General features: G+C 56.6%; 16 protein-coding genes. 4 read left to right on the forward strand and 12 right to left on the reverse strand.

The window, feature by feature from the left end; all coding sequences use genetic code 11:
* Positions 1-68 precede the first annotated feature (68 nt).
* From rstB to rstA, 5 genes are all read right to left on the reverse strand, one after another.
* Positions 69-1,367: a two-component system sensor histidine kinase RstB gene (rstB, locus tag FFB58_RS02335; RefSeq protein ID WP_138368854.1), complete on the reverse strand. Its 1,299-nt coding sequence runs from the start codon at positions 1,365-1,367 to the stop codon at positions 69-71.
* Between the two features lie 79 nt (positions 1,368-1,446).
* A complete protein-coding gene (locus tag FFB58_RS02340) occupies positions 1,447-2,217 on the reverse strand; it encodes an ABC transporter ATP-binding protein (protein WP_039029184.1) in 771 nt (256 codons plus the stop codon).
* Complete coding sequence (locus FFB58_RS02345) at positions 2,214-3,266, reverse strand: iron chelate uptake ABC transporter family permease subunit (protein ID WP_205735734.1); 1,053 nt, start codon at positions 3,264-3,266, stop codon at positions 2,214-2,216. The genes FFB58_RS02340 and FFB58_RS02345 overlap by 4 nt, the downstream gene beginning before the upstream one ends.
* Positions 3,263-4,258 (reverse strand): ABC transporter substrate-binding protein, encoded by a 996-nt coding sequence (locus tag FFB58_RS02350; RefSeq protein WP_138369237.1) that lies wholly within the window; start codon positions 4,256-4,258, stop codon positions 3,263-3,265. Before FFB58_RS02350 ends, FFB58_RS02345 begins: the two co-directional genes overlap by 4 nt.
* Before the next feature lie 139 nt (positions 4,259-4,397).
* Positions 4,398-5,114, reverse strand: coding sequence for a two-component system response regulator RstA (gene rstA, locus FFB58_RS02355; RefSeq protein WP_039029186.1), 717 nt, complete (start codon positions 5,112-5,114; stop codon positions 4,398-4,400).
* Between the two features lie 128 nt (positions 5,115-5,242).
* Between rstA and FFB58_RS02360 the strand changes: the two genes are divergently transcribed.
* Entirely contained in the window at positions 5,243-5,578 is a 336-nt protein-coding gene (locus FFB58_RS02360; protein WP_039029187.1) for a GlpM family protein, read from the forward strand.
* On the opposite strand, the gene folM is transcribed toward FFB58_RS02360, so the two are convergent.
* The 3 genes from folM to ydgH all read right to left on the reverse strand — a co-directional run bounded on the left by folM (position 5,575) and on the right by ydgH (position 8,859).
* A complete protein-coding gene (gene folM / locus FFB58_RS02365) occupies positions 5,575-6,297 on the reverse strand; it encodes a dihydromonapterin reductase (RefSeq protein ID WP_138368855.1) in 723 nt (240 codons plus the stop codon). The genes FFB58_RS02360 and folM overlap by 4 nt on opposite strands.
* A gap of 39 nt (positions 6,298-6,336) precedes the next feature.
* Positions 6,337-7,719, reverse strand: a complete 1,383-nt coding sequence (locus FFB58_RS02370) for an amino acid permease (protein ID WP_138368856.1) — start codon at positions 7,717-7,719, stop codon at positions 6,337-6,339.
* 186 nt (positions 7,720-7,905) lie between these two features.
* Positions 7,906-8,859: a DUF1471 family protein YdgH gene (gene ydgH, locus FFB58_RS02375; RefSeq protein WP_039029190.1), complete on the reverse strand. Its 954-nt coding sequence runs from the start codon at positions 8,857-8,859 to the stop codon at positions 7,906-7,908.
* A gap of 536 nt (positions 8,860-9,395) precedes the next feature.
* On the opposite strand from ydgH, the gene pntA reads away from it, so the two are divergent.
* The 3 genes from pntA (at position 9,396) to FFB58_RS02390 (ending at position 13,557) form a co-directional block, all read left to right on the forward strand.
* Positions 9,396-10,925 carry a Re/Si-specific NAD(P)(+) transhydrogenase subunit alpha gene (pntA, locus tag FFB58_RS02380; RefSeq protein WP_039029191.1) on the forward strand — a complete coding sequence of 510 codons (1,530 nt, stop codon included), beginning with the start codon at positions 9,396-9,398 and terminating at the stop codon, positions 10,923-10,925.
* A 10-nt stretch (positions 10,926-10,935) separates the two neighbouring features.
* Positions 10,936-12,324, forward strand: coding sequence for a Re/Si-specific NAD(P)(+) transhydrogenase subunit beta (gene pntB, locus FFB58_RS02385; RefSeq protein WP_039029192.1), 1,389 nt, complete (start codon positions 10,936-10,938; stop codon positions 12,322-12,324).
* A gap of 114 nt (positions 12,325-12,438) precedes the next feature.
* The gene (locus FFB58_RS02390; protein ID WP_138368857.1) at positions 12,439-13,557 is read left to right on the forward strand and encodes a mechanosensitive ion channel family protein; all 1,119 of its coding nucleotides are present in this window, start codon (positions 12,439-12,441) and stop codon (positions 13,555-13,557) included.
* Positions 13,558-13,591: 34 nt separating this feature from the next.
* Here FFB58_RS02390 and uspE read toward each other — a convergent pair whose 3' ends face one another.
* The 4 genes from uspE to abgT all read right to left on the reverse strand — a co-directional run bounded on the left by uspE (position 13,592) and on the right by abgT (position 17,667).
* Positions 13,592-14,542, reverse strand: a complete 951-nt coding sequence (gene uspE / locus FFB58_RS02395; protein ID WP_039029194.1) for a universal stress protein UspE — start codon at positions 14,540-14,542, stop codon at positions 13,592-13,594.
* 137 nt (positions 14,543-14,679) lie between these two features.
* Entirely contained in the window at positions 14,680-15,432 is a 753-nt protein-coding gene (fnr, locus tag FFB58_RS02400) for a fumarate/nitrate reduction transcriptional regulator Fnr (protein WP_032617879.1), read from the reverse strand.
* Positions 15,433-15,614: 182 nt separating this feature from the next.
* A complete protein-coding gene (ogt, locus tag FFB58_RS02405; RefSeq protein ID WP_138368858.1) occupies positions 15,615-16,130 on the reverse strand; it encodes a methylated-DNA--[protein]-cysteine S-methyltransferase in 516 nt (171 codons plus the stop codon).
* Positions 16,131-16,140: 10 nt separating this feature from the next.
* Positions 16,141-17,667 carry a p-aminobenzoyl-glutamate transporter gene (abgT, locus tag FFB58_RS02410; RefSeq protein WP_138368859.1) on the reverse strand — a complete coding sequence of 509 codons (1,527 nt, stop codon included), beginning with the start codon at positions 17,665-17,667 and terminating at the stop codon, positions 16,141-16,143.
* Between the last annotated feature and the right edge of the window lie 28 nt (positions 17,668-17,695).

The raw sequence follows: 17,695 nt of genomic DNA on the forward strand, positions 1-17,695 counted from the left end.
ACCATAATAGTTACAACATACTGAATTTATAGCACAGCACGCCGGGTCAGGCCAGCGTGCGGTTTAGGTCAGTCAGGGATGGGCAGGGCGATGTGGTGCCACACGGGCCAGTTAAAGCAGAAACGGGCTCCGCCGAGGTCGCTGGCTTCACAGCTGACGTCGCCGCCCAGCGCCTGGGCGATGGAGTGAACGATCGCCAAACCCAGGCCACAGCCGCCGGTGGCGCGGTCGCGGCTCGGGTCGAGACGCACGAACGGCTCAAAAACGCGCTGGCGGGCCTCTGGCGCAATGCCCGGGCCATCATCTTCCACCGACAAACTGGCGCGGCTGCCGTCCAGCTGCAATGAAATTCGCAGACGGTTATCGCTGTAGCGCAAGGCATTGTTGACCAGGTTATCCAGCACGCGCTCCATCAACCGCATATCCAGCGCGCCGTAATCGCCGTCCATGCTGTTGATCAGCAGCGTGCGCTGCGGGTTCACGCTCTGCACATCCTCCACGTAGCTGCGCAGCCAGGCGGGCAGGTCCGGGGTGGTGAGCTTCAGCTCGTTCTGCGGCCGGTCGAGGCGGGCGTAGGTCAGCAGCTCCTCAATCAGCGCCTCGAGCTGGCTGATATCGCGGTTCAGCGCCAGGGACTCCGCCTCGGTCAGGTTTTCGCTCATCTCGAGCCGGTAACGCAGTCGTACCAGCGGGGTACGCAGTTCGTGGGCGATGCCGTCAATCAGCTGTTTTTTGCTGGCGATCAGGGCGTTGATGTTGTCCGCCATCTGGTTAAACGCTACCCCCAGGCGCTCAAAGCTGGAACCGCTGTCGAAATGGATACGCTCGGTTAAGTGCCCATCGCCAAAACGCTGGGCGGCAGCTTCCAGACGCAGCATGTCCTGCCAGTGGGGACGCATCCAGATAAACACCGGGAAGGCGAGGGAAATGGCGATGAAGGCCAGCAGGGCGATATCCAGCAGGCGCATCTGATGCAGGAAGTAGAGATAGGGCACCGGGCCGACCGCCAGCACATAATGGCTGCGCGGAATTCGCTGAATGAAGGTGTACTGATCGTCCAGAGCCACAATGTCGCCCTGACGCAGTCGCTGCATCGTCGGGGCATCGAGGGTGTATTTCTTCAGCGGCTCGATGCGCAGTTTGAAGGACAGATTCAGATCCAGCTCTTTGATGGTCCGCGCCCAGTCGTGAGGGGGGATCTCACGCAGTTCGCTGCGCATCAGGTAGAGCGAGCTTTTCATCAAATCATCCAGCGACTGTCTGCCCGCCCGCTCGGCGGTGAATTTGTAGACCAGCCCGACCAGCATGGTCATCACCAGGAAGCAGACAAACAGCAGGAGGTAAAACTGAACGAACAGTTTTTTCATGAAATATCACCCAAATACAACGCGTTAACAATGCCGCCCGGTCTTAAGAATCATTTTCCCTGAACGGGCATCGCATACTTTACGCAATGGGCTGCCTCATGGCATAGCGAATGTTGAAGGTTTCGTCTTGCTTCATCACGTTTGCCTGCACATGCCAGGCATTTTCAATCATATTTGGCGTCAGCACGGTATCCGGCGGCCCGCTGGCTATCACCTTGCCGGATTTCAGCAGGACCAGCCGATGGCAGTAGTTGGCGGCGAGATTAAGATCGTGCAGCGCCACCACCACCGTAATGGGCAACCGGGTGATCAACGTCATCAGCTCCAGCTGATGCTCGATATCCAGATGGTTGGTGGGCTCATCGAGGATCAACACGCGCGGCTGCTGGGCCAGGGCGCGGGCAATCTGACAGCGCTGCCGCTCGCCGCCTGAAAGCTGCCGCCAGAGCCGGTGACGCAGGGCAGAGAGCTTCATCTGATGGATGGCGTTCTCCACCGCCTGGTTGTCGCTCTCGCTCCAGCCAAAAAGTCCCCGGCGGTGCGGCGTGCGCCCCAGCCGGACAATTTGCTCCACGCTGAGATCGCCATCCACCCCGGCATGCTGGGGGACAAACGCCAGCTGTTTTGCCCGATCCCGCACGGAGATTTTATTGAGCGGAGTGCCATCAAACTGAATATGGTGCGCATGCCGTGGGATTAACCCGGCCAGACAGCGCAGCAGCGTTGATTTCCCCGAGCCATTTGGCCCGAGCAGACCGACGATCTCGCCGCTCCCTAGCTCCAGATTGATATCCTGAAGCACCTTACGGGACTGCAGGGTAACCTGCAGCTCTCTCAATGAAATAGTCATACTCTTTTCTCCCGGCTGCGATAGAGCAGAACGACAAAGGCAGGCGCGCCCACTAGCGCAGTGACCACGCCAATCGGCAGCACCTGGTGGGTAATCAGCGTGCGGGAAACCACATCCGCGAGGATCATAAAGTGACTCCCGACCAGGAAGGTCAGGGGAACAGCGCGGCGGTGCCCGGGGCCGCACAGCATCCGGGTGATATGCGGGATCACCAGCCCGACAAACCCCACTGCGCCAATAATACTGACCATCACCGCCGTCACCAGGGCGCAGGTGAGCAGCAGGATGATGCGTACCAGAGTCACCGGCACGCCCAGGGTGGTGGAGACTTCATCGCCAAAGGTGAAGGTATCCAGCGAGCGTGAAAAGGCGAAGATCACGATGAACCCGGCCAGAACCACCCCCAGTGCCAGCAGCGCATCCGGCCAGCGCACGCCGCTCAGACTACCCAGCAGCCAGAACATAACGCTACGCGACTGCTCGGCGTTGGCGGAGGTGCTGACAATGTACGCGGTCATGGCGTTGAAGAGCTGCGTCCCGGCAATACCCGCCAGCAGGATGCGGGGCGGGCTGTCGGTCATGCCGTGGGTGATCAGCATGATCAGCCCGAATGCGCAGCAGGCGCCGATAAAGGCCCCGCCGCTGATGCCCAGCGCGCCGCCGCCGATCCCGAGCAGCATCACGCAGACGGCACCCAGTGAGGCGCCGGAGGAGATCCCCAGTAAATACGGCTCCGCCAGCGGGTTACGCAGGATCGCCTGCATCACCAGGCCGCAGAGCGCCAGTCCGCCGCCGCTGCAGGCCGCCATCAGCGCCCGGCTCATGCGGTACTGCCAGACAATCCCTTCCTCGACCTGAGGCATGGCATAGTTTCCCAGACCCAGGCCGTTAAGAATGGCTTTCCCCGCATTTCCATATGACACCGGCATATCCCCGACGGTGGCGGCGAAAACCAGCATCAGCGGCAGGGTCAGTAACCCGACAGCCAGCAGGCTACCCTGCCGCCAGCGTGGCAGGGTAAAGGTGGCGCGCAGAGTCAGCATGCTCATCGTTCAGCCTGATAAGTCGCCAGTTTTTCGCCGATGGCCTCGACGGCATCGACATTACGCAGTGAGGGATTGAGTGACATCGCGGGCACCACAATGATGTGACCGTTTTTTACGGCGGGGATGTTTCGGGTCACCGGATCGTCGTTTAAAAATGCCTTTTTAACCGCCACGTCATCGGCGGGGTAGAGCCGACGGGACATTTCGGCGATAACGATCACGTCCGGCTGCGCCTGGGCGATATGTTCCCAGGTGACGGCGGGCCATTCATCATGTGAATCAATAATGTTTTTCAGCCCCAGCGTGTTGCTGATCCAGCCCGGCGCGCCATAATCGCCCGCCACCCAGGGATCGCCTTTCAGACGGCTGCTGGAGAACCAGAACACCACTTTCAGAGGGCGGGTCTGCTGCGTAGCCGCCAGGGTCTGAGCTTTCGCAATACGCTGTTTCAGCGCCGCGTTAAGCGCTTTACCCTGGGCTTGAACATCGAATATTGCTGCCAGTTCGCTGATCTCACGCTCGATCTCCGCGATGGAGAAAGGCGTGCTGCGCGCTCCGTCGGCATTCGAGCTGTCGGTGACGCTTTTGCCGATGCAGTCGGCAGGGGAGATCCACGTCGGAATGCCAAGGGAAGCAAACTGTTCCCGGGTGCCGGTTTCCCCCTGCGGCCCGATGTGCCAGTGATATTGCGCCAGAACCAGATCGGGATTTTGCGCGGTGACCGCTTCAAAGGAAGGGGCGTTATCTGCCAGCTTTTTCAGCGCCTTACCCTGCTCTGAAAGCGCATTGGGCAGCGGGCCAAACCAGACCGAGGTCGCGCTGATTTTCTTCTCAAGCCCCAGCGCCAGCAGCAGTTCCGTCTCGTGTTGCCCCACCGTCACTACCCGCTGTGGAGCCTGGGTAAAGGTCTCCTTTACCCCACAGTTTTCTACCGTCAGCGGATAAGTTGTTGCGGCGATCGCCGGTTGCGCCAGTGTCGCAAGCACTAATGCCATTGCGCTGTATTTGATAAACACGTTACCTTCCCCATAAATGTTATGTTATAACATAATACATATTATGAGGGCGGTAGCAAAAGGTTAATCACCAGGGGAAGGATAATGAATGAGGCCGCTTACCTTGGCGGCAGCCGCTTTACATGTCCCAGGCGTGGGGCGCGAAGAGATAGCCCTTGTTACGCACGGTTTTAATGCGGAACGGCTCGGTGGCGTTATCCAGCAGTTTCTTGCGCAGGCGGGAGATCGCCACGTCCACGCTGCGGTCCATGCCATCGTAGCTGACGCCGCGCAGGTTTTTCAGCAGCGCGTCCCGGTCCATAATCTGCCCGGCATGGGTCGCCAGCTCCCACAGCAGATCGAAATCCGCCGTCGACAATGCCACCTGCTCGCCGGAAAGCAGCACCTGACGATTCACCGGGTCGATGGAAAGCGTACCGAAACGCAGCGCTTTATGCGGAGTGAGTTGCGGGGCCGGGGTTTCGCTGGAGGTGGCAACATGCTGGCGCAGATGCAGGCGCACACGCGCCAGCAGCACTGCCGGAGGGGTAGTTTTCAGGATGTAGTCGTTGGCGCCCATTTCCAGAGACAAGATATGGTTCATGTCGCTGTCGAGAGAGGTGAGCAGCACAATCGGGCCCTGCCAGCGGGCGCGCAGATCCCGGCACAGGGTCATGCCGTCTTTGCCGGGCAACATAATATCCAGCAGCACCAGATCGGGTTTTTCCCGCGCCACCACCTCTTCAGCACGGTCGCCGCGCGGTTCGACGATGACTTCAATATCATGTTTACCCAGGTAAGCGGCTATCAGCTGGCCTACTTCGGGTTCATCCTCAACGTATACGATCTTGTTCATTCAAAGTCTGTGTCTGCAGAAAACGCCAACATACACCGCGCAACCTTAACCTTCCATTAATCATTCGCAAAATGTTGCCGTTCCGTTATGCTGCCCGGCACTGTTATTGAATTGTTAAGGAGAAAGGGATGGGACTGCTGATTAAGGCGGCGATTGGCGCGCTGGTGGTGTTACTGATTGGAGTGCTGGCGAAAACCAAAAACTACTATATAGCCGGGCTGATCCCGCTGTTTCCGACCTTTGCTTTAATCGCCCACTATATTGTCGCCTCTGAGCGCGGCATTGAGGCGCTGCGGGCGACCATCGTCTTTGGCATGTGGTCGATTATTCCCTATTTTATCTATCTGCTCTCGCTATGGTATTTCACCGGAATAATGCGTTTGCCCCTGGCGCTGGGCGGAGCGGTTGTTTGCTGGAGCCTCAGCGCCTGGGTGTTAATCTTCTTCTGGAGCCGCTTTCACTAACGCAGCGGCCGTCCGCCATCCACGCCAAATGACCGGCCGGTGACGTAGCAGCTGGTCAGAATGTAGTCGATTAAATCAATCACCTCTTTTTCACCCGGGGCGATTTTCATCAGGGACTTGTTCAGCGCCTGCTGACGATAGTCGGCATCGTCGTGTTCGTTAAACATAATCAGCGACGGAGCGATGGCGTTAACTTTGACCTCCGGTGCCAGCTTGCGGGCAAAGGATCGGGTCATGTTGTCCAGGGCAGCTTTACTGGCGGCATAAGCAATGTGCTTATCGCTACCGCGCTCAACCACGTAGTCGGTAAAGTGGATGATGTCGCTGGCGGCATGGCCGTGACCGCGCAGCAGCTCCTGTAAAGCGTGGTTCAGCAGGTAAGGGGCATGGACGTGGATCTGCAGCATGCACGAGAGCGTTTCGCTGAGCGGCGTCTCAGGGCTCTCCGGCATCCATGCACTGGCATTATGGATGATGGCGCGTAATCCCGGAGTTTCCGCTTTTATCCGTTCGGCAAAGGCCATAATGCCTTCGTCGGTGGCAAAATCGGCCTGAACACAGGTCGCACCCGCCTCGCAAAGCGTCTCTATCGCCGGATATTTCGTGCGATAGCTGATAATCACCGGCTGGTGAAGATTCAAAAAATGGTGGGCAAGCGCGAGGCCAATACGACGGCCTCCGCCAGTAATCAGGATCGGGAGCGGTTTTGCCTGTCCCATCGTGTTCTCCTTATCCGTTCGACGATGGGACGCGGTCGCTTATCCCATCAACATCCACGTTGCCGGTAGTGCGGCAACCAGTAACAATCCAATCAGCACGATTTCACGACGCTTCAGCGCGTGCTGGAGCTGGTGCGTGCGACGGGCGTAAATAAACACCAGCAGTCCCGGCGCGTAGAGCACGACGGAGAGCAGCAGATGCATCGGTCCGGAGGCGTAGAGCAGCCATAAGCCGTAAATGCAGGCACCCATTCCCACGACAGTATGCATCGGTCGGGTCGCTATTTTTAACAAATATGCACCCACCAGGAAATAGGGTACCAGAATCATCTCAGAGGCGATGGTTAACAAGGTGTTATAGTCAGAACCTGTGAGCCAGATCAGCACCAGACAAACCTGCACGCTAATGTTGGTCAACCACAGCGACGCGGACGGGGCATTGTTCTTGTTCTGATGTCTGAAAAGACGCGGAAAGGCTTTATGGGTCGCGGCGAGGAAGGGCACTTCGGCCGCCATGATGGTCCAGCTCAGGTAAGCTCCACACACGGAGACGATCAGACCCGCAGCAATGACCACTTCGCCCCAGGAGCCCATCATCTTCACCATCAGGCCCGCCATTGACGGGTTACGCATCTCCGCCAGTTCAGGACGCGCCACCACGCCCAGAGACAGCAGCGTCACCAGCAGATAGACGCTCAGCGCGGCCAGCACCGCCAGCAGCGTGGCGCGGCCCACATCCTGCTTATTGCGCGCGCGGGCCGAGACCACGACCGCGCCTTCCACCCCGATAAACACCCACAGGGTGATCAGCATGGTGTTTTTCACCTGCTCCCAGACCGGCACGCCCAGCGCCACGCCGGAAAAGTCCAGGCTGAAGAGATCGAGACGAAACGCGATAAACGCCAGCACAATAAACAGCCCCAGCGGCACCAGCTTCGCCAGAGTGGCGACCAGGTTGATGCTTGCCGCAGTCTGCACGCCCCGCAGCACCAGGAAGTGCACGACCCACAGCAGCACCGAGGAGCCCACAATGGATTGCCAGGTATTGCCGTCGCCAAACAGCCGCAGTTCAGGCGTATCGGTAAAGAAACTCAGCGCAGAAAAGACGATCACCAGATAAGAGACGTTGGCGATCACCGCGCACAGCCAGTAGCCCCAGGCGGAACAGAAACCTACCAGTTCACCAAAGCCTTCGCGGGCGTAGGTAAAAATGCCGCCATCAAGGTCAGGACGGATGCGCGTTAACAGCAGCATCGCGAAGGCCAGCAGCAGGATCCCTACACCGGTGATCCCCCAGCCAATAAGCAGCGCAGACGGGCTGGCCACGGCGGCCATATTCTGCGGCAGACTGAATACACCCGCACCGAGCATGGAGCTTAAAACAAGCGCAGTTAAAGCGCTCAGGCCAAGTTTCTTTTCCATTGGCATCCTGTTTAAAAAGGGGTCAAAAGCAGAATAATTATTTTGTCGAAGCGCATAAAAATGGTGGATCACGCTAAGGCGCGGGATTTTACGGAGTGTCACGAAAGCATGCAATGAGGATGGGCCGAAATCTGGCTAAAAAGCAAAAAAAAGGCGGCACCAGGCCGCCTGAATGAGACACTTTACTTATTTGTACAGGTCTGCGCTGATGGTCATGTTATTACCGCGCTCCTGCCACTGGCGGGTGATGTGGTAATATTTGGCCCCTTTCTTCGCCGCACGCTTCGCCACCTGATAGGAGACTTCGGTCATGTTGGAGTAGTTGCCGGTAAATTTAATGCTGTCAAACGGCACCATCTGCGCGGCAGTGGCGTTGTTCAGCTCTTCAATTTTAGTGCCGTCATTCAGCGTGACGCTGTAACGGCCACCTTTGGTGGATTGCGTTTCAAAGAAACGGCCTACGCCAGCAACGCTGGCAGCCGGTGCAGCGCTGGTCGCCACGCCTGGGATCTCAACTTTCTTCGCTTCTTCGCCACCTTTGGCGATAGCCGCACGGCCGGCATCAGAGTCAGCAGGAATAACGTCCGGGCTCTGGACGATACGTTTTTTCGCGTCTTTTTTGTAGATATAGGCAGTGATACGCTGGTTACCGCCCTGGTTTGCATCGATCTGGCGAACGATATAGAAGGCGTCAGCCCCTTTCGCTTTCGCGGCTTTGGTAATGGCATCGTTGACTTCAGGCTGGCTGCGGTAGAAGCCCTGAATGGTGACGGTATCGTAAGGCTCAAGGAGAACGGCCTGGTCTTTTGGCAGTTCCGTCACGCCATTAATAACGCGATTTTTCTCCTCATCGGCTTTCGGGGCATTTTCTTTATACAGCGCAACGAGCACGCGCTGGTTGCCGCTGTCGCCGTAGTCAGAGTTATCAACCACGTAAAATGCAGCGGCGCCTTCTTTATCGGCGCGTTTTGATGCAGCGTTAACCGCATCGCCAATTGAGTTAAAACGACCTACGATCATAACGCGGTCGTAAGGTTTCGTTGCTGCCGCTTGCTCCGGCGTTAACTCTGTCGCCGCGTTGGCGGACAGGGCGGTCGCAGAAAGGAGTGCTGACGCCAGGAGAGTGTTCTTGAGCTTCATAAAAATAATCCTTCGCCTTACGCAAACCAGGTACTGGTGTAGTTGTTAATTTGAAAACGTTGACGATTATTGCATTTAACACCCTCTGCTGTCTGCGGCATTTTTTGTGGCCATGGCGATGGGGACGAACAATATCTATAACATTTAGTGATATGTTGAAAAAACACGCGTTTGACCAGTAAAACTAATAAAGCATATAACTTTCACAAGTTGATTTAATGTTAATAAGTTGTTTCTAGCTGGCGCTATATCGTGTTTTTCCCGCTTCGACTGAGCTAAACATCGGCCCTGGCGGATAAATAAAGGCAGATATGCCTGTCTGAGATGCCGATCGCTTATTTTTGACAGTTAAAGGCATAAAAAGTGTTTTCTTGCTGTGGATCACAGGCGGTATTTTCAGTAGGTTATAGAAAGTTTGTTACCGTTTTATTTTCTGCAGATATTGGTTAGCGGCAGGTTAACACCTGTCACTGTCGTTATATATCTGTGATGAATATTCGACAAACCATCATCAAAAACCGATGGAAGGGATTACTATGCGTATTGGGGTACCAAGAGAACGGTTTGCCAATGAAACCCGCGTAGCGGCGACACCAAAAACGGTGGAGCAGCTGCTCAAACTGGGTTTTACCGTCGCGGTTGAAAGCGGCGCAGGCAAGCTGGCAAGTTTCGATGACGAGGCGTTCGTTCAGACGGGCGCAGAGATTGTAGACGGCGCTAACGTCTGGCATTCGGACGTTATTCTGAAGGTCAATGCACCCGAAGAGGAAGAGATCGCGCTGCTGAACCCGGGCACCACCCTGGTGAGCTTTATCTGGCCAGCCCAGAACCCGGAGCTGATGGAGAAACTGGCGGCGCGTGGCGTCACCGTAATGGCAATGGACTCCGTACCGCGTATCTCGCGTGCGCAGTCGCTGGATGCCCTGAGCTCGATGGCGAATATCGCCGGTTACCGTGCCATCGTCGAGGCGGCGCACGAGTTTGGTCGCTTCTTTACCGGTCAGATCACCGCTGCGGGTAAAGTCCCGCCAGCGAAAGTGATGGTGATTGGGGCTGGCGTTGCGGGTCTGGCCGCCATTGGCGCGGCAAACAGTCTGGGCGCTATCGTCCGTGCTTTTGATACCCGTCCGGAAGTGAAAGAACAGGTGCAGAGTATGGGCGCCGAGTTCCTGGAACTGGACTTTAAAGAAGAAGCCGGCAGCGGCGACGGCTACGCGAAGGTGATGTCCGAGGCCTTTATCAAAGCCGAAATGGCGCTGTTTGCCGCTCAGGCGAAAGAGGTGGACATCATTGTCACCACCGCGCTGATCCCGGGCAAACCCGCACCGAAGCTCATCACCCGCGAAATGGTTGACTCCATGAAGGCCGGCAGCGTGATCGTCGATCTGGCCGCGCAAAACGGCGGTAACTGCGAATACACCGTCCCGGGCGTGGTCACTACCACCGCCAACGGCGTAAAAGTGATCGGCTATACCGACCTGCCGGGCCGTCTGCCGACCCAGTCTTCTCAGCTGTATGGTACCAACCTGGTCAACCTGCTGAAGCTGCTGTGCAAAGAGAAAGACGGCAACGTCACCGTTGATTTTGAAGACGTCGTTGTGCGTGGCGTTACCGTGGTGCGCGAGGGTGAAATCACCTGGCCGGCACCGCCTATTCAGGTTTCCGCTCAGCCGCAGGCCGCTGCTAAAGCCGCTCCGGCACCAAAAGAACCGGAAAAACCTGCCTCGCCGTGGCGCAAATTCGCCTTTATGGCGCTGGCCATTATCCTGTTTGGCTGGCTGGCAGACGTTGCGCCGAAAGAGTTCCTCGGTCACTTTACGGTCTTTGCGCTCTCCTGCGTGGTGGGTTACTACGTGGTGTGGAACGTCTCCCATGCGCTGCATACCCCGCTGATGTCGGTGACGAACGCTATCTCCGGGATCATCGTGGTAGGGGCATTGCTGCAGATTGGTCACGGCGGCTGGGTCAGCTTCCTCAGCTTTATCGCGGTACTGATCGCCAGTATCAATATTTTCGGTGGTTTCACCGTGACTCAGCGCATGCTGAAAATGTTTCGTAAGGGATAAGGGGTAACTTATGTCTGGAGGATTAGTTACAGCTGCATACATTGTTGCCGCGGTCCTGTTTATTTTCAGTCTCGCTGGGCTTTCAAAACATGAAACGTCGCAGCAGGGTAACAACTTTGGTATCGCCGGGATGGCGATTGCGCTGATTGCCACGATATTCGGGCCGGACACCGGCAACGTTGCGTGGATCCTGGTGGCGATGATCATCGGCGGCGCTATTGGTATTCGTCTTGCTAAACGCGTTGAAATGACCGAAATGCCGGAGCTGGTAGCGATTCTGCACAGTTTCGTGGGTCTGGCGGCGGTGCTGGTTGGCTTTAACAGCTACCTGTATCACGAGCCGGGGATGGAGCCGATTCTGGTCAACATCCACCTGACCGAAGTGTTCCTTGGGATCTTCATCGGTGCGGTGACCTTTACCGGTTCTATCGTGGCGTTCGGCAAGCTGCGCGGCAAGATCTCCTCTAAACCGCTGATGCTGCCAAACCGTCACAAGATGAACCTGGCCGCGCTGGTGGTGTCGTTTGTGCTGATGGTGGTGTTCGTGCGTACCGACAGCGTGGGCATGCAGGTGCTGGCGCTGCTGGTGATGACCATCATCGCGCTGGCGTTCGGCTGGCACCTGGTGGCCTCCATCGGTGGTGCGGACATGCCGGTGGTGGTTTCCATGCTCAACTCCTACTCCGGTTGGGCGGCAGCGGCGGCGGGCTTTATGCTGAGCAACGACCTGCTGATCGTGACCGGTGCGCTGGTGGGCTCGAGCGGTGCGATCCTCTCCTACATCATGTGTAAGGCGATGAACCGTTCGTTCATCAGCGTGATTGCCGGGGGCTTTGGCACCGACGGTCAAACTTCCGATGGTGACGACGAGGTGGGTGAGCATCGTGAGATCAGCGCTGAAGATACCGCCGACATGCTGAAAAACTCGCACTCGGTCATCATCACTCCGGGCTACGGCATGGCGGTGGCGCAGGCTCAGTATCCGGTGGCGGAAATCACCGAGCGTCTGCGTGCCCGCGGCATCAAGGTGCGTTTTGGTATTCACCCGGTTGCCGGGCGTCTGCCAGGCCACATGAACGTGCTGCTGGCTGAAGCGAAAGTGCCTTACGACATCGTGCTGGAGATGGATGAAATCAACGACGATTTCTCCGACACCGATACCGTGCTGGTTATCGGCGCCAACGACACCGTTAACCCGGCGGCGCAGGACGATCCGAAGAGCCCAATCGCCGGTATGCCGGTTCTGGAAGTGTGGAAGGCGCAGAACGTTATCGTCTTCAAACGCTCCATGAACACCGGTTACGCTGGCGTACAAAACCCGCTTTTCTTTAAAGAGAACACCCACATGCTGTTTGGCGATGCCAAAGCCAGCGTGGATGCGATCCTGAAAGCGCTGTAAGCAAGGCTTCACGACTGATAAAAAACCGCCCACAACAGGGCGGTTTTCTCATTTATGCGGGCTAAACATTCTCACTGTCTATACTTTCCTTTTTACATTAAGGGAGGAGGGAGAATGCAGTTTTTGTCACGTTTCGATATTCTGACGTTAATGATGACCCCCACATTCTGGATTGGCTTCGCGACCGTAACGGTAGTGACGCTGTTGGTGTACTGGCTGCTGAAACGCCTTATCACCTTTGTCCATAAGAGCATTACCAGCTGGGGCGACAAACATCCCGCCACAAATAAGATGCATTTTATCCTCACGGAGATGCTTAACCGCACCAGCCGGATCCTGCTGTTCGTGGTGGCATTCCTGTTTAGCCTGCGCTTTGTCGAACTGCCGGATCGCCTCTACGGTGCGCTCAGCCACGCCTGGTTCCTGGTGCTGGCGATTCAGGTGGCGCTGTGGATGGATCAGGGGGTGGTCTCCTGGCTTCGGCACGTCATGCTGTCGCCGGGGAGCCATAAAAACCCGGTCACCCTGGTGATCACCGGCCTGATCCTGCGGGCGATTGTCTGGTCAGTGATGCTGCTGTCTATTCTTGCCAACGCGGGCGTCAACATCACTGCTCTGGTTGCCAGCCTTGGGGTGGGGGGTATCGCTATCGCTCTGGCGGTGCAGACCATTCTCAGCGACGTCTTCGCGTCACTTTCTATTGGGTTCGATAAGCCCTTTGAGATTGGCGATTTCGTGGTGTTTAACGACGTTGCCGGCACGGTGGAGCACATCGGTCTGAAAACAACGCGTATTCGCAGCCTGAGCGGGGAGCAGATTGTCTGTGGCAATGCGATCCTGCTTCAGCAAACGCTGCATAACTATAAGCGTATGCAGACCCGCCGTATCGTCTTTACCTTCGGCGTGGCCAGCGACACCCCGCCCGAGAAACTGCGCGTCATTGGCGATAACGTGAAGAAGATCATCACCGATATCGGCGAAACGCGCTTTGACCGCGCCCACTTGCTTGGCTTTGATAAGGACAGGCTGACCTTTGAGGTGGTGCATATCGTCAATACTGCGGATTACAATAAATACATGGACATTCAGCAGGAGATTAACATCCGGATCCTCGAGAGCCTGAACGAGGAGGGTGTCAAACTGGCCCTGCCAAGCATGGTGCTGCATGCCCCCTGGATGAAAGAGGGCGAGGGCGCACAGCCGCCGTCGCAGCAACCCGTTACCGAGAGCTAAAAAAAAGCCCGCCAAACTGGCGGGCTTTTTACGTTTAGTCGTCTTCGTCGTCGTCGAGTTCGACCGGGGTCTGATACTGATCCGGCTTGATAACCAGCAGGTCACAGCGCAGATGGTCGATCACCTGTTCCGCCGTGTTGCCAAGGAAGGCTGCAGAAATACCGGTGCGGCCGATGGTGCCGAGTACCACGATACCGGCCTGCAGATGTTCTGACAGATCCGGAATCACCTCTTCCGGCAGCCCTTTCTCCACGTGGGTCAGTTTCTCATCGATACCAAATTTCTGCCGCAGGGCTTTCATCGCCAGCAGATGCTGTCCGCGGATAGCGTCGTTATAAACGGTAGGATCAAATTCCGGGAGTTCGATGGCAATGTTGATAGGGGTAATCGGGTAGGCGCCAACAAGGTGGACTTCAGTATGGTTAACCTGCTCGGCGAGATAGACCGTCTCTTTGACCAGCTTCTCGTTCAGGGCGTTGTGGTAGTTCTCTTCGCTGGCGAGATTGACCGCCACCACCGCTTTACCGCCTTCCGGCCACGGCTGGTCTTTGACCATCCACACCGGGCACGGGCATTTACGCAGCAGATGCCAGTCGGTCGGGGTGAAAATCACTGCCTCAAGCTTGTCGTGCTGGTGGGCCATTTTCAGCAGCAGATCGTGTTCGCCGCTAATCACTTCCTGGATGATGGCTTCAAACGGACGGTTGTGCCACACCACTTTAATCTCGATAGGCACGCCGGCATCAAGATAGAATTTTGCCTGTTCGCGTATCCACGCCGTACGCTGGCTGATCACTCCCTGACGCATAGCGGTGCGTTCGTCAGGCGACAGAAGGGTGGTCATTTCGTAAGAAAAGTCATATATCGGCAGAAACGCTTTGATTCTGCCACCAATCCGTTGATGTAAATAGACAGCTCGTCGTAACGCCGGTTGATCGTCCTGATTAGGATCGATGGCCACCAGCATGTTTTGATACTTTGCCATACAGGTCTCCTTACTACTGTCACCACAGTCTGTAATTAAAAGAGTAACCTATATATCTGAAATGAAACAGGGGGGAAGTTTTGCCAGATCAATAAATCAGTAAAATTACCGACCTGGCAAGCAGAAGTCAGATGAATTTATGCAACGTTGCGCGAGTGGCCCGCCAGCACCGCCAGCGCTTCACCGTTTTCAATGGTGATGTACTTGCCTTTTACCGCCAGCATGCCGCTTTTCTGGAAACGACCCAGCAGACGGCTGATGGTTTCAACGGTCAGGCCCAGGTAGTTACCGATATCGCCACGGGTCATGGTCAGACGGAACTCACGAGGCGAGAAACCGCGCTCGGCGAAACGACGGGAGAGGTTATAGATAAACGCGGCGAGGCGCTCTTCTGCATTCTTTTTGGAAAGCAGGAGAATCATATCCTGATCGCCTTTGATCTCACCGCTCATCAGACGCATCATCTGCTGACGCAGGTTAGGCATTTTGCCTGACAGATCGTCGAGGGTTTCAAACGGGATTTCGCAAACCATTGAGGTTTCCAGCGCCTGAGCAAAGCTCGGGTGGTTACCGGTGCCAATGGCGTCAAAGCCCACCAGATCGCCCGCCAGGTGGAAGCCGGTGATCTGCTCGTCGCCCTGTTCGGTGATGGTATAGCTTTTGATGGTGCCAGAGCGGATAGCGTACAGCGACTTCAGTTCGTCTCCCGCTTTGAACAGCGTTTGCCCTTTCTGAATCGGCTTTTTACGCTCGATAATATTATCAAGCTGATCAAGCTCATGCTCATTCAGGGTAAACGGGATACAGAGCTGGCTGATGCTGCAGTCCTGACAATGGATAGCACAACCGCCAGACTGAATGCGTCGAATAATTCGCTTTTCCGGGATCATAGGTTTGCTCAAGCCTTAATTGATATTGGTCAATTTTAACATCTTTTTTGACCCCGCGTAAGCCTGGTAAACCATCAATAAGGACAAGTTACGTGAACATGCCAGCATCTTCTTGAAATCCCACAACTTGGCTGCGGATATTTCGTCTAACTTAAGGAATATTAAGCACTAAAAGCCTGGAACTACAGCAGTAAATAGCCTTCGTGACGCAGTAACCACTCCTTGCGCTGGACCCCGCCAGCATAGCCGGTCAGGGTGCCGTTACGCCCGATTACGCGGTGGCAGGGCACTACAATGCTGACCGGATTGGAGCCGTTTGCCGCCCCAACGGCACGCGCCGCACCCGGGCGGCCAAGCTGCTCTGCCAGCTGCCCGTAATGCATCACCTGCCCGCAGGGAATAGCGCGCAACGCCTGCCACACTTCCCGCTGAAAAGGGGTGCCGCCGGTGGCGGTCGGCAGGGTATCGATAATGCTGAGATCGCCTTCGAACCAGGCGGAGAGCTTATCGCTCAGCCCGCCCGGATTGCTGGCGCTGATGCGCTCGTAGCCCTGCGTCCGGTAGTGGATATTCAGCAGCTCCACCATCCGGTTGCTGTGCTCCTCCCACTCGACGGCGCGCAGGTTGAATTGCTCATCGGCAATCACCCACAGCGGCCCGAGGGGCGTCGCAATTTTGTCTTCGAGTAATCTCAGCATCTGGCGTTCCTTAGTTCAGTCGCGGGTAGATCCCAGGCCCGATGGGCAGGCCGACAAGATACCACGCCACCAACATCAGCAACCATACCCCTAAAAAGATAAGCGGATAGGGCAGTACCAGCGAATAGTAGGTACCCAGCTTCGCCTCGGGTTTATAGCGCTGCAGGAAGCCCAGGAACAGCGGCACAAACGGCGACACCGGGGCCAGCGGGATCACCGACGAGTCAGCCACGCGGAACAGGATCTGCGCAAACGCCGGGTGGAAGCCGAGCAGCATAAACATCGGCACGAAGATAGGGGCGAGGATCGACCAGATGGCCGACCCGCTGGCGATAAACATGCACAGCAGGGACGACAGCAGCGCCAGGCCAACGAACGCCGGCACGCCGCTCAGCCCGGCAGTTTCCAGAATGTCGGTGAGCCCCACCGCCATAAACTTGCCCATGTTGCTCCAGTTAAACATGGCAACAAACTGCGCCAGCGGGAACACCATCACAATAAACCCGGCCATCTCCTTCATCGGCTCAATCATCAGCTGGGGCAGATCCCCCTGGCGACGTATTTTGCCGGTGGCGATGCCGTAGGCCAGCGAGACCACAAAGAAGAAGAGGATGATCAGCGGCACGATGCCTTTAATAAACGGCGAAGGCAGGACGGTATGTTTCACCGGATCGCGCAGGATGCCGTTCTCCGGCACCACCATCAGCGCAATGGCGGCAATAAACAGCAGGGAGACCAACCCGGCCACGCGCAGGCCCCGGCGCTGTTCCGGCGATAACGAATCCAGCTTCTCATCGCTGCTGCCCTGCCATTTGCCGAGACGCGGCTCGACAATCTTATCGGTGATAAGCCCGCCCACGATGGTCAGCACAATCACCGAACTGGCCATAAAGTACCAGTTGTCGATCACGCTGACGTGCATCGCAGCATCAATGGATTTTGCCGCCTCGGTGCTGATGCCCGAGAGCAGCACGTCGGTAGTCACAATCAGCAGGTTGGCGGTAAAGCCGCAGCCGACACCGGCAATGGCCGCCAGCAGGCCCGCCACCGGATGGCGTCCTACCGCCAGGAAGATCAGCGCCCCCATCGGCGGCATGATCACCAATGCGGCATCCGAGGAGATATGGCTGAAGAAGGCGATAAACAGCACCATATAGCTGGCGTAGCGGGCGCTGACGTGAGAGGCCATTTTAACCATCAGCGCAGGCAGTAAGCCGGAACGCTCAGCCAGACCCGCCCCGAGAACCAGCGCGAGGATGGCACCCAGCGGGGCAAAGCCGCTGAAGTTTTTGATTACGTTCGGTAAAAACCAGTGCAGACCTTCGACGCTGAGAAGATTTTTCACCGCCACCATGCTGCCGTCAGCCGGGTTGCGGGCGCTGACGTCAAAAGCGGACAGAACGGCGGTAGCGACCATCAAAATCGCAATCAAATAGACAAAAAGCAGGAAAGGATGTGGCACTTTATTGCCGACCCTTTCAACCCAACCATAGAGCTTGCCGGATGGGGAATGCGAAGGTATGGATGACATACTCATGGGCGTTCCTCGGGAGTGTTGTGTTGTT

It is taken from the genome of Enterobacter sp. MF024 (assembly GCF_005843915.1).
GTDB classification, from domain to species: domain Bacteria; phylum Pseudomonadota; class Gammaproteobacteria; order Enterobacterales; family Enterobacteriaceae; genus Enterobacter; species Enterobacter barmai.